Source organism: Pseudogemmobacter hezensis, assembly GCF_013155295.1.
Classification (GTDB): Bacteria; Pseudomonadota; Alphaproteobacteria; order Rhodobacterales; family Rhodobacteraceae; genus Pseudogemmobacter; species Pseudogemmobacter hezensis.
On the sequence record NZ_JABJXT010000001.1, the window covers coordinates 202,852 to 220,798 of the forward strand.

General features: G+C 62.7%; 18 protein-coding genes and 1 pseudogene. 6 read left to right on the top strand and 13 right to left on the bottom strand.

Going from position 1 to position 17,947, the window contains the following annotated elements:
* The first annotated feature begins 203 nt into the window (after positions 1-203).
* Complete coding sequence (locus HOY34_RS00950) at positions 204-1,253, top strand: substrate-binding domain-containing protein (protein WP_172359434.1); 1,050 nt, start codon at positions 204-206, stop codon at positions 1,251-1,253.
* 162 nt (positions 1,254-1,415) lie between these two features.
* On the opposite strand, the gene panC is transcribed toward HOY34_RS00950, so the two are convergent.
* Both panC and panB read right to left on the bottom strand, forming a co-directional pair.
* A complete protein-coding gene (panC, locus tag HOY34_RS00955) occupies positions 1,416-2,255 on the bottom strand; it encodes a pantoate--beta-alanine ligase (RefSeq protein WP_172359435.1) in 840 nt (279 codons plus the stop codon).
* A complete protein-coding gene (gene panB, locus HOY34_RS00960; RefSeq protein ID WP_172359436.1) occupies positions 2,252-3,085 on the bottom strand; it encodes a 3-methyl-2-oxobutanoate hydroxymethyltransferase in 834 nt (277 codons plus the stop codon). The genes panC and panB overlap by 4 nt, the downstream gene beginning before the upstream one ends.
* A gap of 266 nt (positions 3,086-3,351) precedes the next feature.
* Between panB and HOY34_RS00965 the strand changes: the two genes are divergently transcribed.
* Positions 3,352-3,699, top strand: a complete 348-nt coding sequence (locus tag HOY34_RS00965; RefSeq protein WP_172359437.1) for a cupin domain-containing protein — start codon at positions 3,352-3,354, stop codon at positions 3,697-3,699.
* A 157-nt stretch (positions 3,700-3,856) separates the two neighbouring features.
* On the opposite strand, the gene HOY34_RS00970 is transcribed toward HOY34_RS00965, so the two are convergent.
* A complete protein-coding gene (locus tag HOY34_RS00970; protein ID WP_366926888.1) occupies positions 3,857-4,753 on the bottom strand; it encodes a L,D-transpeptidase in 897 nt (298 codons plus the stop codon).
* Between the two features lie 400 nt (positions 4,754-5,153).
* Between HOY34_RS00970 and HOY34_RS00975 the strand changes: the two are divergent.
* Positions 5,154-6,180: pseudogene (locus tag HOY34_RS00975) on the top strand (P1 family peptidase).
* Positions 6,181-6,281: 101 nt separating this feature from the next.
* Here HOY34_RS00975 and HOY34_RS00980 read toward each other — a convergent pair.
* The 9 genes from HOY34_RS00980 to HOY34_RS01020 all read right to left on the bottom strand — a co-directional run bounded on the left by HOY34_RS00980 (position 6,282) and on the right by HOY34_RS01020 (position 13,365).
* Positions 6,282-6,734: a molybdenum cofactor biosynthesis protein MoaE gene (locus HOY34_RS00980; protein ID WP_172359644.1), complete on the bottom strand. Its 453-nt coding sequence runs from the start codon at positions 6,732-6,734 to the stop codon at positions 6,282-6,284.
* Positions 6,735-6,758: 24 nt separating this feature from the next.
* Entirely contained in the window at positions 6,759-7,007 is a 249-nt protein-coding gene (moaD, locus tag HOY34_RS00985; protein ID WP_172359645.1) for a molybdopterin converting factor subunit 1, read from the bottom strand.
* The gene (gene pgsA / locus HOY34_RS00990) at positions 7,000-7,668 is read right to left on the bottom strand and encodes a CDP-diacylglycerol--glycerol-3-phosphate 3-phosphatidyltransferase (protein WP_172359646.1); all 669 of its coding nucleotides are present in this window, start codon (positions 7,666-7,668) and stop codon (positions 7,000-7,002) included. Before pgsA ends, moaD begins: the two co-directional genes overlap by 8 nt.
* A 359-nt stretch (positions 7,669-8,027) precedes the next feature.
* A complete protein-coding gene (locus HOY34_RS00995; RefSeq protein WP_366926889.1) occupies positions 8,028-9,305 on the bottom strand; it encodes a PAS domain-containing protein in 1,278 nt (425 codons plus the stop codon).
* A gap of 91 nt (positions 9,306-9,396) precedes the next feature.
* A complete protein-coding gene (gene uvrC, locus HOY34_RS01000) occupies positions 9,397-11,286 on the bottom strand; it encodes an excinuclease ABC subunit UvrC (protein ID WP_253944112.1) in 1,890 nt (629 codons plus the stop codon).
* Between the two features lie 8 nt (positions 11,287-11,294).
* Positions 11,295-11,600: a hypothetical protein gene (locus tag HOY34_RS01005; RefSeq protein ID WP_172359440.1), complete on the bottom strand. Its 306-nt coding sequence runs from the start codon at positions 11,598-11,600 to the stop codon at positions 11,295-11,297.
* Between the two features lie 14 nt (positions 11,601-11,614).
* Entirely contained in the window at positions 11,615-12,400 is a 786-nt protein-coding gene (locus HOY34_RS01010) for an SDR family oxidoreductase (protein ID WP_172359441.1), read from the bottom strand.
* The gene (locus tag HOY34_RS01015) at positions 12,397-12,570 is read right to left on the bottom strand and encodes a hypothetical protein (protein ID WP_172359442.1); all 174 of its coding nucleotides are present in this window, start codon (positions 12,568-12,570) and stop codon (positions 12,397-12,399) included. Before HOY34_RS01015 ends, HOY34_RS01010 begins: the two co-directional genes overlap by 4 nt.
* Positions 12,571-13,365: a S49 family peptidase gene (locus HOY34_RS01020; protein WP_172359443.1), complete on the bottom strand. Its 795-nt coding sequence runs from the start codon at positions 13,363-13,365 to the stop codon at positions 12,571-12,573.
* Between the two features lie 187 nt (positions 13,366-13,552).
* Between HOY34_RS01020 and surE the strand changes: the two genes are divergently transcribed.
* From surE to HOY34_RS01035, 3 genes are all read left to right on the top strand, one after another.
* Positions 13,553-14,353, top strand: coding sequence for a 5'/3'-nucleotidase SurE (gene surE, locus HOY34_RS01025; RefSeq protein WP_172359444.1), 801 nt, complete (start codon positions 13,553-13,555; stop codon positions 14,351-14,353).
* Between the two features lie 110 nt (positions 14,354-14,463).
* Positions 14,464-15,159, top strand: a complete 696-nt coding sequence (locus tag HOY34_RS01030) for a protein-L-isoaspartate(D-aspartate) O-methyltransferase (protein ID WP_172359647.1) — start codon at positions 14,464-14,466, stop codon at positions 15,157-15,159.
* A gap of 75 nt (positions 15,160-15,234) precedes the next feature.
* Positions 15,235-16,518 carry a peptidoglycan DD-metalloendopeptidase family protein gene (locus HOY34_RS01035; RefSeq protein ID WP_253944113.1) on the top strand — a complete coding sequence of 428 codons (1,284 nt, stop codon included), beginning with the start codon at positions 15,235-15,237 and terminating at the stop codon, positions 16,516-16,518.
* 129 nt (positions 16,519-16,647) lie between these two features.
* Here the strand turns inward: HOY34_RS01035 and HOY34_RS01040 are convergent, their stop codons facing one another.
* Complete coding sequence (locus HOY34_RS01040; RefSeq protein WP_172359445.1) at positions 16,648-17,943, bottom strand: hemolysin family protein; 1,296 nt, start codon at positions 17,941-17,943, stop codon at positions 16,648-16,650.
* Between the last annotated feature and the right edge of the window lie 4 nt (positions 17,944-17,947).

Consider the following 17,947-nt stretch of genomic DNA (forward strand, 5'->3'; position numbering starts at 1 on the left):
CGTCGCCCTGAACAGCGCCCCCGGAACAGCGCCCCCTGAGACGGCAGAGCAGACCAGCTGACAGGGCAATATTCAGCCGGCCAATCGCAAAGCACGGCGCAATCGTCATGCGTCTGTTACACAAATGCAGGATTGCCGTTACGCAAGCCGCCTATTCCGGCTGGCGAAGGCCGACTCGCCGGTCTGCATATCAGGAGTGATCCATGAACACCGTGAAACTCGCCGTCTCTGCCCTCGCGCTGGCCGCAGCCGCCACCGCTGCAAATGCACGCGACCAGGTCCAGCTGTCGGGCTCTTCGACCGTGCTGCCCTATGCCACCATCGTCGCCGAGGCTTTTGGCGAAAACTTTGACCACCCGACCCCGGTTGTCGAAGGCGGCGGCTCGGGCGGCGGGCGCAAGAAACTTTGCGAAGGCGTCGGCGAAAACACCATCGACATCGCCAATTCCTCGTCGCGCATCTCGCAGTCGGATATCGACCTTTGCGCCAAAAACGGCGTGAATGAGATCCTCGAAGTGCGCATCGGCTATGACGGCATCGTCTTTGCCTCGGCCGTTGACGGCCCGGAATTCGCCTTCACCCCCGCCGACTGGTTCAACGCCCTGGCCGCCGAGACCGTCAAAGACGGCGCTCTGGTCGCCAATACCAACAAGACCTGGGCCGATGTGAAAGCCGATTTCCCGGCGCAAAACATCCTGGCGATGATCCCGGGCACCAAACACGGCACCCGCGAAGTCTTCGACCAGAAGGTTCTGGAAGTCGGCTGCAAAGACACCGGCGCCTATGACATCTACTTCAACGCCGCCGAAGGTGACGAGGCTGCAAAGAAAAAAGCCGCTGTCGCTGGCTGCCACAAGCTGCGCACCGATGGCGTTTCGATCGACATCGACGGCGACTATACCGAGACGCTCGCGCGTCTGGATGCCGACAAAAACGCCATCGGCGTCTTTGGTCTGAGCTTCTACCAAAACAACACCGACAAGCTGCGCGTCGCCACCATTGACGGCGTGGTGCCTTCGGTGGAATCGATCGCGGCCGGCGAATATCCGATCTCGCGCCCGCTTTATATCTACGTCAAGAAAGCACATTTCGGGGTGGTCCCCGGCCTGAAAGAGTTCGTCCAGTTCTTCGTCTCGGATGAGGTCGCAGGCCCCGATGGCCCGCTGGCTGCCTATGGTCTGGTCTCGGATCCCGAGCTGGCCGCAACCCAGGCGATGGTTGAGGCAGAGACCCCGATGGGCCCGCTGAACTGACCCGCTGACCTGTCAAAGGACTGTCGACTTCACAGCTGACAGACATGTCCAAAAGAAAGGCGTCCGGAGCAATCCGGACGCCGATCTTTTTCATGGGTGTTCTTTACGGGCGCAAATACCCAAAGCCGACCAAATCAGAGCCAACAGGTCAGCCGGGCCGCGTCAGACCGGAATATTGTCGATCAGCCGCACCCCATCCAGCCAGGCCGCCGCCAGCATGCGGCGCGGGCGCTTTGGATCATCCGAGGGCATCAGCGTCGCCGCATCGCGCAGCTCGATATATTCGACGCGCTCGAATCCTGCCTCACGCATCGCCTCGGCCGCCTCGCGGATCGCCATCCGGTCGCTTTGCCCGGCACGGATATCCTCGGCGGCGCGGGTGATCGCGGCGTAAAGCACCTGTGCAATCGCGCGCCCTGCCCCGGTCAGCTGACGGTTGCGCGACGACATCGCAAGGCCATCCGCCTCGCGGATCGTCTCACAGCCGACCACCTCGACAGGCAGGTTCAGGTCGCGCACCAGCCGCGAGACCACCTGCAACTGCTGCCAGTCTTTCTGGCCGAAATAGCCGCGCTGCGCCTCGGTCATGCCAAAAAGCTTGGTCACCACCGTTGCCACGCCGTCGAAATGGCCCGGACGCATCCGCCCCTCAAGCGGCTCTGACACGCCACCGACAGAGACGGTGGTGATAAAGCCATCCGGGTAGACCTCTTCAACCGGGGGCGCGAAAACCACATCGACCGGAACCGTTTTCAACAGATCCGCATCTGCCTGCAGCGTGCGCGGATAGCGGCTAAGGTCATCCTGGTTGTTGAACTGGCGCGGATTGACGAAGATCGTGGTGATCACCCGGTCGCATTCGGCCCGCGCCCGCCGTGCAAGCGACAGATGCCCCTCATGCAAAGCGCCCATGGTCGGCACCACGCCCGTCATCTGGCCCGCCGCCCGCCAGGCGCGGACGCGCTGGCGCAGCTCTGCCACGCTGTGAATGATTTCGGTCATTTCGTGCTTTTCGCCACCTGATCCTGGAATGTGTGCTCTGGCGCCGGGAAGGCCCGCGCCCGCACCTCGGCGGCATAGGCGGCGATGGCCTCATCGGCGCTATGGCCCAGTTCGGCATAGCGTTTGACGAATTTCGGGCGGAAATCGGTGAAAAGCCCCAGCATATCATCGACCACCAGCACCTGGCCGTCGCAATGCACCCCTGCGCCGATGCCGATGGTCGGGATCGAAAGCTGCTGGCTGATGCGGGCAGCCAGGTTTTCGGGCACTTTCTCCAGCACCACCGAATAGGCCCCGGCGGCCTCTACCGCCTGGGCATCGGCCACCACTTTCGCGGCCTCGGCCTCGCGGCCAACCACCTTATAGCCGCCCAGCGTGTTCACCGCTTGGGGCGTCAGGCCGATATGCGCCATGACAGGCACGCCACGCGCCGTCAGAAAGGCAATGGTTTCCGCCATTTGCGTGCCGCCTTCCAGTTTGACGGCGCTGGCCCCGGTCTCGGCCATCAACCGGCTTGCATTGCGGAAGGCCTGCGCGGGGCTTTCCTCATATGAGCCGAAGGGCATATCAACGACCACCTGCGCCTTTGAGGCCCCGCGCGTCACCGCCCGGCCATGCAGGATCATCATCTCAAGCGTTACGCCGATGGTCGAGGGCAGACCATGCAGCACCATGCCCAGGCTGTCGCCGACCAGGATCACATCGCAATGCGGATCAACCAGCCGGGCGATGGGCGTTGTATAGGCGGTCAGGGTGACGATCGGAGCCTTGCCCTTCATCGCCCTGATATCGGGCGGCAAGACAGGCCTGGCGGAGGAGGTTGCGCTCATTTTCGATGCGGTTCCCTGGCTTTCGTTAACAGATTGCGCGGCATAAGGGCATAGCGGTGCAACTTGTGCAAGAATTATGCGCTGCGATGCAGCAGGCTGCGCCTTTGGCACAGAAAGCGGCTGGCGCAGGGTGGAAAAGCCAGGCTTGACGGCAAGGCCCGGGCCAGCACCAATGGCAAGGGGGGCGTCTTTGCATCAAACGCCACACCTTTCGCCATCCAAACCCGGAAAGATCCGGTTAAAACAACACCCTTACGGAGCCAGCCATGACCCATCCCCTGATCCAGCGCGTCACCCGCGACGGCGTCACCCCCGAGACCGAGCGCCCGGATCCGGCCAAAGTGCTGGCAGGCGATCCAGTTCACACCACCTGGAGCCTTGAAGAACAGGACGGGCTTTACTCTGGCCTCTGGCAGGCGACCAAAGGCAAATGGACGGTCCATTACGAGGAATGGGAGTATGTCTATATCCACCAGGGTCACTCGATCCTGACCGATGCGGCAGGCGTCGAGACCCATCTGAAGGCAGGCGACAGTTTCATCATCCGCCCAGGCTATTCCGGCACCTGGGAAGTGATTGAGACCACGCTGAAAGACTATGTGATCAAGACCTGATATCGCACGAACCGGCACATCCGCCGCCCGATCAGGCGCCCGGTCAACGGGGCCAGATATGTGGGGCCAGATCAGCGGGCCAGATCAGTCGCAAAAAAACCGCGCCCGAAGGCGCGGTTTTATTCATTGCAGCTTTCCCGCTTCTGGCGCGGGCCGATCAGCCGGCGACAGCCTCGGGAACCGGGCAGTCCTCAGCCGCTACGCCCTGACGCTTGCACTGGCGCAGGCGTTTGGCATCGGCCTTTTCGGCGGCGATACGCGCCTTTTCCTCAGCCTTTTCTTTGGCGGCAGCAGCCTCGGCCTCGGCGGCGGCGATTGCTTCGAGATCGGCGGCTTTCTTGGCAATGTTTTCCGGCGTCTCGGGCACGGCGCGGCCCCAGGCGTCATCCATATAGGGGCCTTCGATCTCCAGGCTTTCAGCCAGGGTGCGCACCTTTACTTTGGTGCCGGTGCCGACGTTTTCATAAAGCTCCAGCACATCCTGGTTGAACAGGCGGATACAGCCAGCGCTGGTCGCCAGACCGACCGAGCCATTGTCGATCGTGCCGTGAATGCGGAACATCGTGTCGCGCCCGCCGCGATAAAGGTAAAGCGCGCGCGAGCCCAGCGGGTTTTCCAGCCCGCCCGGCAGGCCACCGGCATAGGCGGCGTAAAGGTCGGGGCGGGTGCGCACCATATTGGCGGTCGGCGTCCAGGAGGGCCACTCAGCCTTGCGGGCGATATAGCCATTGCCGCGGAACGAGGTGCCCTCGCGTCCGACCGCAATCGCATAGCGCCGGGCGCGACCATCTTCCTGAACGTGGTAAAGCTTGCGAGCATAGACATCGACGACAATCGTGCCGGGCGCATCTTTGCCGGTATATTCGACATCCGCGCGGCGATGATCCTCGATCAGATATTTCGGGGCAACGGCCGGGATGTGGAACTTGCCATCATCAACCGCCTCATAGCCCGGAACACCGGCCGGAGGGGCCTCGGCGGCGGGCGGGGCGGCACATGCTGCCAGGGCAGAGATGGCTAGCAACGAAAGGAAACGGGGAGCAGAAAAAATCACGGCAGGATTCCCAACTGGCAGATAAGGACACGGGGCGACGACCCGGGGCGGCAACTCGCGGCAGCGACTTACGGTGGCGACTCAGGATGACGCTTGCCACCCATGATAGGCCACTTGCGCCATGCGAAACCCGTTGCGTCAAGGGTTTGCGCAAGGATCAGAGGCGGAATAGGGCGATTCCCTGACAAAGGTAATTGGCGATCCGGCAATCGGGCCGGGTTTCGCAGCGATTCCGGTAACGGATTGGTGATCCTGGCCCCGGGACAGCCGAGGCGCGTCAGCCCAGGCGCGGCAGCCCTGCGTCTGCCCCCGGCCCCATTCTCAGGCGCAGCAATCAGGCTGGTAGTCTTTGACGAATCCCGCAAACATGGTGCCAGTCATCCAGACCTTCGGGGGAACCATGCGGCCAGGGCCACGCAATCTGATCACCGATGTCGGCGGGCTGCTGGTCGGGAATGCGGCTGACCACCGGCTGCGCTCTGGCGTGACGGTGCTGACCGCCGAGCAGCCCTTCACCGCAGCCGTCCATGTAATGGGCGGCGCGCCGGGCAGCCGCGAGACCGATCTTCTGGCCCCCGACCGCCTGGTCCAGCAGGTGGATGCGCTGGTTTTGTCGGGCGGGTCTGCCTTTGGACTGGATGCCTGTTCGGGGGTGATGGCGGGGCTGCGCCAGCGCGGGCGCGGCTTTGCGGTTGGCGATCAGCGGGTGCCGATCGTGCCGGGGGCGATCCTGTTTGATCTGCTGAATGGCGGCGACAAGGGCTGGGTGACCTCGCCCTACCCCGAGCTTGGCCGCATCGCGCTGGACAATGCCGGCCCCGATTTCGCGCTTGGCAGCGATGGGGCGGGCACGGGCGCGATGACGGGGGGGCTGAAAGGCGGGCTGGGCTCTGCCTCGGCGGTGCTGCCCTCGGGGATCACGGTCGGGGCGCTGGTCGCGGTCAATGCGCTTGGGGTGGCAACCGCCGGAGAGGGGCCGTGGTTCCTGGCAGCCCCCTTTTGAAGAAGGCGCCGAGTTTGGCGGGCTTGGCCCTGCACCCCGCCTGCCCCCGCCCGACGCCCCCCTGCCGCGCAAACGCCAGGGCGAGGCGACCACTATCGCCATCGTCGCCACCGATGCCTGCCTGACCAAGGCCCAGGCGCATCGGGTGGCGGTTGCCGCCCATGACGGCATGGCGCGGGCAATCTGCCCCTCGCATACGCTGATCGACGGGGATCTGGTCTTTGCCGCGGCCACCGCCCAACGCCCGCTGCAAGATGAAATCACTGACCTGTTCCAGATCGGCCATGCCGCGGCAACCTGCCTCGCGCGGGCCATCGCGCGCGCAGTCTGGCACGCCAGGGCATTTCCGGGCGATCTGCAACAGTGCTGGGCGGCGCGATTTGGCCCGGATGCTGCGCCCCCGGATCATCGCACCCGCGACTGAGCCCCTGGCGCTGTGGCTGGCAAGAAACACTGAGCAAGTGAGGCCGGGCAAGTGACGCTGGGCAAGCAACGCTGGGCACCGAAAGCCGGATCATCTTTCGATCAGGGCAGATCAGACCAACGGTGCAATGCGGCCTCATCTTCAGCCTTTGCCGAAACCCATTCAGAGCCACCCGCGCTGAAGGCCTTTTTCCAGAAAGGGGCCCGGGATTTCAGGTAATCCATCAGAAAATCGGCAGAGGCAAAGGCCCCGGCACGATGCTTTGCGGCTGTGGCCACCATCATAATCGTCTCGCCAGGCAATAACCGGCCATAGCGATGAATGACCAGCGCGCCCGCCAGTTGCCAGCGCCCGATCGCCTGCTCTGCGATGGCGGAAATCGCGGGGCCAGTCATTGCGGCATAATGCTCGATCTCGAGGGCGGTCAGCGTCGCGCCCTCATCGCGCACGATTCCGGTGAAGCTGACCACAGCACCAACGCCCGGATGAGCCGCCTGAAACGCATTCAGCGTCGCACCTGGGTCAAATGCGGCCTGCTGGATCTGCAATGTCAGTCTGCTATCTGCAGCGAACATCCCTTACCCCCCGGTCATGGGCGGGAAAAAAGCCACCTCTCGCACGCCGGAAAGGGGTGAGGTGAATTCGGCCAACTCCTGGTCGAGGGCAACGCGCAGGCTGCCAGGATCCGCAAAGGCCAGCGCATAGACATCATCACGGCTGCTCAGTTCCTGGATCAGTTGCATCACCGTTTGCGCCGAAGTCTCGACCCTTTCGCCTGGCAGGCCGATTTTCTCGCGCAGCCATGCAAAATAGAGGATTTCAATCATGGTCATCGCGCAGATACGGCCTTGATTTTGCGAAATATTCCCATCCGGTGATAGCCGTCAGAATCGCCGCAACCCAAATCAGCACCAGACCGATGGAATTGGCGTAAGAGGCACAGTTCTGCGTTACACAGGCCCGGATCGGATCCGCCGTTCCCGCGCTGACCGCATCAACGTATTCGTTAACCGTCATGCCCTGCGCTGCAATCCCATTGACGTAATCAAGCCCCGTTCCAAGGAAAAGCGCGGCAATCGCCACCATCTGGGCTGTGGTTTTCCATTTCGCCAGCTTCGTGACTTTGAGACTGCCAGCTTTCGCGCCGATGAACTCGCGCAGGCCTGAAACAAACACCTCACGGAACAGGATAACAGTGGCCGGCAGAATCAACCAGGGGTTCATGCCGTTATAGCCGGTCAGCACCATGATCGCGATGACGACCATCGCCTTGTCGGCGATCGGATCCAGCATGGCCCCGAATTTCGATTCCTGCTTCCACAGACGCGCCAGATATCCGTCAAAATAGTCGGTAATCGCCGCGCCAACGAACAATGCAAGCGCAAGCCAGTCTGCCCATGGACGATGAAAATAGAGAAACAGCACCGCAACACCCGGCGCGGCCAGCAAACGCAGAAAGGTAAGGGTGTTCGGGATCGTCCAACGCATAGGCATATTGCTACCCGACGCAGGCGACTGAGGAAAGGGGGGATGGGCCTGCTTGCCCGGGAACATCTGTCAGCGACCTTTATACATCAGAGTATCCGAGCCTGGTCGCCTGCATTAAGCTTCGCGGCGGTCACTTGCGGGTGCGCTCATGGCAGGCAGCGTTGCTGCGGTTCAGTCAATTGCCCCCGGTGGAAGGTTCTCTGATCGCCCCAACCTGGGATGATCGTCGGGAGTAAAGGCCTGTTAAGGATCAGGTTCGGTGCAAATGTACTGCCATCGCCGGAAACCCATCTCGCTTTCGGGATCAGGAGGACAATCCATCTGACCTGCGCGCCGGGATATATGCGTCTGTCCCTGCATTAACAGGCAGCGACCGCGGCTGACCGCTCGGGCACCCGCAGCAGTGCAAGAGCATGATCAATTGCAGCCGAACGATCCATCAGTGTTTTCAGGCTTTCCGACACTGCAGCCTGAACCTCGTCGATTCGGTCGATCGTAGCCGTCAGCGCTGCCTGGCTATCCGAGGATTTACGGCTTTCGACCCGCGCCAGGATCCGAATCGTATCGAGACCAAGAATCATTCGCCGCAGATCCATGCTCGCCTCATTCAACAAAGCCGCCAGCTTGCCCGCTTCTTTCAACGAGGTAAGCGCCGTTTCCCCGGAATCACGGATAACACCTTCCAGAACTTTCCCCTCAACGCGGCGCTCATCGAATCCCGTCCCATCACCACCGTTCCGCTCAAGCCGGTCAGTCTGATTGTAAGCCTCAACAAGTTCCGACTGCAGCCGCGAAGTTCCGGCGAGGATCAGGCTGCGCCGCACCGCGGTCGCCATCTGTCCACAGATATTGCCTTTCCCCGAAACAAATTCGGCCAGCCTTCGGGCAATTTCTTCTGAAGCGTTTTTATAGTTGACGGAAATCTGGCTGATCGGTCCCCCCTGCGGTTCTAATCTGGCTGCGACCAGACGCATGTTGACCGGCAGCAGAACGAGATCTGAAAACTGAGAAACCAGCCGGGCCTGCTCGGTCAGGGTCTCAACCAGCAGCGTCAACAGAGATGAAAGCGCCTCTGCACTGCGGTCAATCGGCCGCCTCAGTTGTCGGTCGCGCGAGCTGATTTCTGTCGCAAGAGCCTGAGCAGCAAAGGCATCATAGCTGGCGAACCCCAACTCATTAAGGCGCTCAAGCAGTATCCCGGCAGATGCCTCGGCTGTAAGGCCCTCATGGTGCTCACGCTGGCGCAGACTGGCATATTCTGCGCGAATGCGGTCAAACATCGGGCTGGATGGGCGCAGGCGCACTGAAAAATAGCCACCTTCGCACGGCATTGCCGCCGCCAGAACCCAGTAATAGCTGCCATCGGCCTTACGATTTTTCACATAACCAACTGCCGGCTCGCCCGCTTTCAGCATCTGCCAGAAAAGCCAGAAGAAACCCTTTGGCATATCCGGGTGACGGATCACCCGATGCGGAGCCCCGATCAGGTCCTGCCAGGGAATCCCCGTCATCCGGTGAAACACCGAATTGCCAGAACGGATCAGCCCGCGCTGACAGGTGCGGGAATAGATCAGCTCGGCAAAGGAAAACTCGGCTTCGCAATTTTCGGCCTGCTCAGAAAACCTGGTCACATCCACACCTGTCGCTCAGAATCATCCTATTCTGCGCATCAGAGGTAAAAAAACCGTTCCCATTCCCCCGCAAATTCGAACGATCGACGATCCTTTTTCAGTCGCGATGAAAGAAATTGTAAACCGTTTCCGCGATAGAATCAGAGATGCCCTCAACCGCCATCAGGTCAGGCAACGCCGCCCTGCTGACCGCCCTGGCAGAACCAAAATGCGACAACAGTGCCCTTTTTCGGGCAGCACCGATCCCTGGAACCTCGTCCAAAGGAGTAGCGCCTACAGTTTTTGCCCGTTTCGCCCGATGCGCCCCATTGGCCCAGCGATGCGCCTCATCGCGCAGACGCTGGATAAAATAGAGCACCGGATCGTTGCGCTGCAGCGCAAAAGGCCGGGCGCCCTTGCGGTGGAATTCTTCTTTGCCGTGATCGCGGTCGATCCCTTTTGCGACCCCGATCACCTGCATATCTTCGATACCCAAATCGGCGAGGATCTCTTCCACCGCCGAAACCTGGCCCGCACCGCCGTCAATCAGCAGCAGATCCGGCCAGTTTTCGGTCTGCCGCTCCGGATCCTCACGTACCAGCCGTTCAAAGCGGCGGGTCATTACTTCGCGCATCATACCAAAGTCATCACCAGCCGCGCCCGCTTCGCCCTTGATATTAAATTTACGATATTGCGATTTCATAAAGCCATCCGGCCCTGCAACCACCATGCCACCAACCGGATGCGCGCCCTGAATATGCGCGTTGTCGTAAATCTCGATCCGCTCAGGCGGGCCATCCAGGCCAAAGGCTTCGGCCAGGCCATCCAGCAGACGCCGCTGCGTCGCCGATTCAGACATCCGCCGCGCCAGGCTTTCGCGGGCATTGCGGGCCGCATTCTCGACCAGTTCGGCCTTTTCGCCGCGCAAAGGCTGGGCAAGCTCGACCTTGCGCCCTGCCCTTTCGGCCAGGGCAGCCGCGACCAGATCGGGATTTTCCAGCGGATGCGAAATCAGAACCAGACGGGGGGGCTCTTTATTGTCGTAAAACTGCGTCAGAAACGCCTCGAGGATTTCCGGCTCTTCGGCCCCGGATCCGGTTCTGGGATAGAAATCCTGATTGCCCCAGGACTGATGCGCCCGGATGAAAAACACCTGCACGCAGGCCTGACCATGTTCCAGATGCAGCGCCACGATATCCGCCTCGGCGACGCTGCGCGGATTGATCCCCTGCGCCGATTGCACTGCTGTCAGCGCCTGGATCCGGTCCCGCAACGCGGCCGCGCGTTCAAACTCCAGCTCATCCGAGGCTTTTTGCATCTGCGCCGCCAGCTCACTCTGGATCGAAGAGCTTTTGCCCGACAGGAAGCGTTCGGCATCTTTGACCAGAAGATCGTAATCACCCTCGCTGACACGCCCCACACAGGGCGCGGCGCAGCGTTTGATCTGGAATTGCAGACAGGGCCGCGTGCGGCTGGCAAAAACCGAATCCGTGCAGTTGCGCAGCAAAAACACTTTTTGCAGCTGGTTCAACGTCCGGTTCACCGCCCCCGCACTGGCAAAGGGGCCGAAATAGCTTCCCTTTTCCTTACGCGCCCCCCGGTGTTTCTTCAGCTGCGGGAAATCATGGCCGCCCCCGATCAGAATATAGGGGAAGGATTTGTCGTCCCGCATCAACACATTATAGCGCGGCTTCAGCTGCTTGATCAGATTCTGTTCCAGCAACAGCGCCTCAACCTCGGTGCGCGTGGTCAGGAACATCATCGAGGCGGTCTCAGAGATCATCCGCTGGATACGGTTCGAGTTGCCCGTCGGTCGGGTATAGTTCGAGACCCGCGCCTTCAGATTGCGCGCTTTACCGACATAAAGCACCTCGGAAGCCGCATTCAGCATGCGGTAGACGCCAGGGCTGCCGTCCAGCAGACGCAGATAGTCCTGGATCACCTCATAGCCGCTGCGCGTCTTTGCGCGCGGCACATCCGCCGGCGAAACACTGCCTTCGTCTTTCATTTCCGCTGTCATGACCACATCACCAGGCGCGAAAGATCAATCTCAGAGCCGTCGATTCTGCTGCCGTCGCTGCAACGAAGCAAGGGCCGGGGCAAGAGCGATTTCGTCCACCATTTCTGTGGATAACTCTGCGGAGAAACTTTCGAAAGCGCGATTTTTCCCTTGTTTTCTGCCAGCCTCACGTGTTTGCCTAAAATTTGGGCAAATTCACAAGGCCTTGATAAAAAACAAAAGATTTTAATCCCGCCGACAAGTTGTTGAGAAATCAGGCCTTTTCGTAACAGCCGCGTGAACGGAATGCCGAAAGTGGACAAGTTAACGCCTCCTCTCAGCCTGGGCGGGCATCGGTGAAGGGATCGCGCCCCTGCCAGCCCAGGTGCTGGCCACCATCCACCGCAATCATCTGGCCGGTCACGGCGGGGCTGTCGATCAGGTATCCCAGAGCCGCGGTGATATCCTCTTCGCCAACGCCGCGCCGCAGGATCGTGCCGCGCCGCTCGGCGTCAAAGGCGGCCTCGCCCTGCCCCTCGGCCATCAGAACCGGGCCCGGCCCGATCGCATTGACGCGGATCTGCGGCGCCAGGCCCTGGGCTGCGGTGCGCGTCAGCGCCCAGAGCGCCATTTTCGCAATCGTATAGGTCGAGTGGTCGGGGCTGGGGTGCCAGACGCGCTGATCGATCATATTGACCACCAGCCCGCTGGCCCGCATCTCGCCATTGGCCTGAACCAAAGCAGGCGGGCATTGCCGCGCAAAGCCCTGGGTCAGCAGATAGGGCGCCCGCAGGTTAGAGCCGATATGACGTTCCCAGCTGTCATGGGTCGCGGTCAGGATCGTGTCCTCTTCAAAGATCGAGGCATTGTTGACCAGCACAGACAATGGCCCAAGCGCCGCCGCAGCCCGCCCCACCAGCGCCTCACAGGCCAGCGGGTCAAGCAGATCGGCCTGCAGCGCAAAGCCCCGCCGCCCCAGGCCCGCGATCAGGGAAACGACCTCTTCGGCCTCAGCCGCCGATTGCGCGTAATGGACCGCGACATCATAGCCCCGCGCCGCCAGATTAAGCGCCATTGCCCGGCCAATGCGCCGCGCCCCCCCGGTCACCAGCGCGGTTTTCATCGCGCTTTCCGGCAGTTGCAGCTGCCCCGCCCGCGCGTCGGGCGGCCGCAGTCACGGCATTTCGCCGCCCGCCCGCGCAGCATTTCTGCATTCGGAAACAGCAGCTTGCCGATCATGCCGACCAGCACCATGGCGCAAAGAAAGACGATGATGATTTTCCACAGCATCATTCAAAGCCCGTAACGTGCAAACATCAGACGCTCCTCTGCGGTGCTCAGCGCCGCCTCTCCGATCCCCAGGCCAAACCGGCTGAGGAAGCCGCGTTTCGGCCCCATCGGCACCAGCCGCACCTTGTCACCATATAGCTGGCGCAGCTTTGGCGTCAGATGCGCCAGCCCATCGGCCAGGCCCAGCTCTACCGCGCGCGCGCCCAGCCAGATGTCGGCGTTGAAAAGATCGGCGCTCTGGTCCAGCCGCGGCCCGCGCCGGGCTTTGACATGGGCGATAAAGGTCTCATGCAGCGGGGTCAGCAGGGCGCGGATCCGGGCAATATCCTCTTCGGTCTCACGCCGGAACGGGTCGGCAAAACTTTTCGAGCGCCCGGCGGTATGCACCCGCCGCTCGATCCCGTGGCGGGCGATCAGATCGCTGAGGCCAAAGCCCGCCATGATCACCCCGATCGAGCCGACAATAGAGCTGGCGTCCAGCCAGATATCATCCGCCGCCGTCGCCAGCCAATAGCCGCCCGAGGCCGCAACATCCTCGACAAAGGCGTGAACGGGGATCTGTTTTTCCTCAGAGAGGCGACGGATCCGGGCGGCGATCAGGCTGGATTGCGCGGGCGATCCGCCGGGCGAATTGATCACCAGCGCCACCGCCGCCGGCTTGCCGCGCCGGAAGGCCCGCTCGATCACCGGGCCCAGATTTGCATCATTCAGCGCCTTGCCCCCCTGGCCGATCTGGCCCTGCAGGCGGATCACCGGAACGAAGGCTGGCTTTTTGAGAAAGGGGATGAATTTGCGCATGCCTCAGAGCTAAGCTGTCTGCCCCGCCACAGCAAGGCCTTGCCGCCAAAGGCCCATCGCTGGCGGCCACCAGGCCTGAAATCTGCGCAGCCGGGGCAGAAACGGCGGTGATACGGCCCATGATACGGGCAGCACTTCTTGAAGCAAGGGCGGGATATGGTATTCAGGACCACAGACAGAGGATATCATGCGCATTCTGATCACCAATGATGACGGCATCAACGCCCCCGGGCTTGAGGTGCTGCACGAAATCGCCACGGCAATTGCAGGCGATGCGGGCGAGGTCTGGACCGTGGCCCCCGCGTTCGAGCAATCAGGCGTCGGCCATTGCATCAGCTATAACAAGCCCATGGCCATCGCCAAACTGGGCCATCGCCGCTATGCCGCCGAGGGCAGCCCCGCCGATTGTGTGCTGGCGGCGATCTATGATGTCTTGCAGGGGGCGCGGCCCGATCTGGTGCTGTCGGGTGTCAATCGCGGCAATAACTCGGCAGAGAATGTGCTTTATTCCGGCACCATCGGTGCCGCGATGGAGGGGGCCCTGCAGGGCATCCCGGCCATCGCTTTGTCGCAATATATGGGGCCGGAAACCGATGGGCTGGCCGATCCCTTTGAAAGCGCCCGCATCCATGGCCCCGAGGTCGTGCAGCGGCTGCTGGCCCGCGGGATCTGGACCGGGGATGATTACCGCATCTTCTACAATGTGAACTTCCCGCCCCTGCCCGCCGCGCAGACCAAAGAGCTGCGGGTTGCGGCCCAGGGCTTTCGCCGCGACACCTCTTTCTCGGCCGAGGGTCAGGTCTCGCCGAATGGGCGCCGCTTCCTGTGGATCAAGGGCGGGCCGCAGCACAGCCCCACCCTGCCCGGCACCGATGCCGAGGTTAATCTGGCGGGCCATATCTCTGTCACACCGCTCAGGGCCGATCTGACCGCCCATGATCTGCTGTCTGACCTGTCTTCCCGGCTGGGCACGGAAAAGCTGGGATGAGCCTGCGTCAGAAGCCCTGGCGCCCGAAAGCCCCCCCGGCCGAGCAGCCCGCCAGCCAGAGAGGCGGTCAGGATGATCGGCAGGAGGGCGCTCAGGACGATGAGGGCCTGATGGACGCCCCCTGGCAGGACACCCGCGACGAGGATGACAACGGCGAAACCCGGTCGGGCACCCAGGCCGAGCGCAAAATGCGCTTTCTTTTCGCGCTGCGCTCGCATGGGGTGACCGACAGCCGGGTGCTTCGGGCGATGGAAGAGGTTGATCGCGGCCGTTTCGTGAAGGGCGTTTTCGCCAGCCGCGCCTATGATGACATGCCCTTGCCAATTTCCTGCGGCCAGACCATCTCGCAACCCTCGGTTGTCGGGCTGATGACCCAGGCGCTGCAGGTCGGGCCGCGTGATACGGTCCTGGAGATCGGCACCGGCTCGGGCTATCAGGCGGCGATCCTCTCGGGGCTGGCGCGGCGGGTCTATACGGTTGATCGCTGGCGGCGGCTTTCGCGTGAGGCACAGGATATTTTCACCGCCATGGGCCTGACCAATGTCACGGCGCTGGTGCGCGACGGCTCATTCGGGCTGCCCGATCAGGCCCCGTTTGACCGCATTCTGGTCACTGCCGCTGCCGAGGATCCGCCAGGCCCCTTGCTGGCGCAGCTGAAACCGGGCGGCATCATGGTGCTTCCGGTCGGGCAATCCGACACGGTTCAGCAGCTGATCCGCGTGAAACGGCTGGAAAATGGCTTTGATTACGAAGAACTTCGCCCGGTCCGGTTCGTGCCTCTGGTCGAAGGCCTTGGGAATGAGTAACATTCCTCTCAAATAGCGGCCAAACCGGGGAGAAACCCCGGAACAATACGACGCAAAAGGCAAAAGGCGGAGCAGATGACCCAATTTCCCCAGATCAAATTCTCCCGGATCAAGGCCAATCCCGCGATGGCCAATCCTGCAGCGGCCTCCGGTTTTGGGGCTGAGGGTATCGCCTTGCCGCAACCCCCCAGGGCGCGTCGCTTCGGCCTGGTGCTTGCCTCTTGTGCGGTGATTGCGCTTTCGGCCTGCACCAATGGCCCGGCGGGCAATTTCGACTGGGATCTGCGCGGCGGCCCGGGCGGCACCTCGGAAGAGGCGCGGCAGGCCACCGCCTCGCGTCCGGTGCCCGATGGCAATGGCGTGCTGTCTTACCCCGGCTATCAGATGGTGCAGGCGCGGCGTGGCGACACGGTTGCGGCAATCGGCTCGCGTCTGGGTGTGGCCCCGGCGGAACTGGCGCGGACCAATGCGCTGCAGATCAATGATCCCCTGCGCGAGGGCGAGCTGCTCTTGCTGCCCGGCCGTGTGGCGGCAGCGCCGCAGCCGATTGTTGGCGCAGGCGCAGGCCCGGTCGATATCACCGCAGGGGCGAATGCCGCGCTTGACCGCGTCGAAAGCAGCGCCCTGCCGCCTGCAACCAGCAGCGCGCCCATCACCACCGCCACCCCCGGCGGCGGCAAAGAGCCCACCCGCCACGTCGTCAAACGCGGCGAAAGCGCCTTTATCATCGCCCGCGCCTATAATGTCTCGGCGAAATCGCTGGCGGAATGGAACAGCCTCGGCTCCGATATGGCCATCCGTGAGGGCCAGACGCTGATCATCCCGGTCGCAACCGCGCCCGCCCCCAACCCAGAGCCGAAACCCGCGGCCCCCGGCACAGGCAGCGCAACCCCGGTGCCGCCCTCGGCCTCGAAACCGCTGCCCGATGAGAAAACCACGCCCGCAGGCACCAAGCCCGCAGGCACCCCCGCCTCGCCAGAGATGGGGGCCAGCCGCACCGGGGCCTCGGCCTCGCGCATGACCATGCCCGCCTCGGGCAGCATCATCAAAGGCTATGACAAGCGCACAAACCAGGGCATCAATATCGGTGCCGCCGCCGGCTCGGCGGTCAAGGCCGCCGATGCGGGCAGCGTGGCGGCGATCACCCGTGACACCGATCAGGTGCAGATCGTGGTGATCCGCCATGCAAACGGGCTGATGACGGTTTATGCAGGCGTCGATCAGCTGAAGGTCAAGAAGGGCGACAGCGTCACCCGTGGCCAGCAGATCGGCGCGGTGCGGGCAGGCTCGCCCTCGTTCCTGCATTTCGAGGTCCGCAAAGGCGTCGACAGCCTGGATCCGATGCCCTATCTGCAATAGGTTTTGGGATCACCCAAGATAAAAACGCCGCCCGGACAGCTGTCGGGCGGCGTTTTCATTTGATCTTCTGAGAAAAAGACACGTGCTGCAGCCAACAGCCGGGCCAGCAGCACAGGCGGCACAGGCCCCTCAGTCGGGGGTAAAATGCTGCGTCACCAAGACCTTGTCGATCCGCAGCCCGTCGAGGTCCATCACCTCAAACTCCAGCGAGCTGCCATCGCCTGCCGCCAGGGTAAATGTCTCGCCCAGCCCGGCCATATGGCCCAGCTGATAAAGAACCAGCCCCGCCACCGTGTCATAGCCCCCTGCCATATCGCGCGGCAGGCCCATGCGGTCGCAAAACTCATCGGCAGGCATCCAGCCCGCCACCAGCAGCGAGCCGTCAGCGCGGGGGAAGATCGCGGGCTCGTTTTTATCGGCCGCCGCCTCGGCCCCGGTGATCGCCTCGATCAGATCGCTTTGGGTGACCAGGCCCTCAAACGCGCCATATTCATCATAGACCAGCGCCATATGCTCGGTCGCTTTTTGCAGGACTGCGACCACATCCAGCGCCTCCATCCGGTCAGAGATCACCGGGATCTGCCGCAAAAGCCGCGTCAGATCGGCGGCCTCGCCATGGGCAATCGCTGCGTAAAGATCAGAGACCCTGACCACCCCCAGCACATCGCCCGCCGCATTGGCGACCGGAATCCGGCTGTGACCGATTTCGCTGACCCGCGCCGGGATCAGCGCCGGGTCGATGTCAACGGGCAGGCTGGCCACATCCTGGCGCGGCGTCATCAGCGCCCGCACGGTGCGATCCGACAGGCGCATCACGCCCGAGATCATCGCGCGCTCTTCTTTTTCCAGCACGCCGCCCGCCTGGGCCTCGGTTAAAAGGACATTGACCTCTTCTTCGGTGACGCGGTTCTCGCCCTCATCCTGCTGGCCCAAAAGCCGCAGGACCAGCTTGCCAGAGCGGTCAAGGAACCAGACCACCGGCGCCGCCACCACCGACAGCGCCGCCATCATCGGCGCGACGCGGATCGCCACCGCCTCGGGGTTGCGCAGCGCCACCTGTTTGGGCACCAGCTCGCCCACGATCAGCGAGACATAGGTGATCGCAATCACCGCGCCACCAACCCCGATCCGCGAGGCCCATGCCGGGCCCATCCCCTGCTGGATCAGCCATTCAGCAATGCGCCCGCCCAGCGTATCCCCCGCCAGCGCGCCAGACAGCACGCCGACCCCGGTGATGCCGATCTGCACGGTTGACAGAAACCGCCCCGGATTTTCCGCCAGCCGCAGCGCCTGGGCCGCCCCCCGCGAGCTGGCAGCCAGGCTTTTCAGCCGCGCCGGACGCGAGGAGACCACCGCCAGCTCTGACATCGCAAAGACGCCATTCAGCACGATCAGCGCCAGCAGGATCAGGATCTCAATCACCATGGAA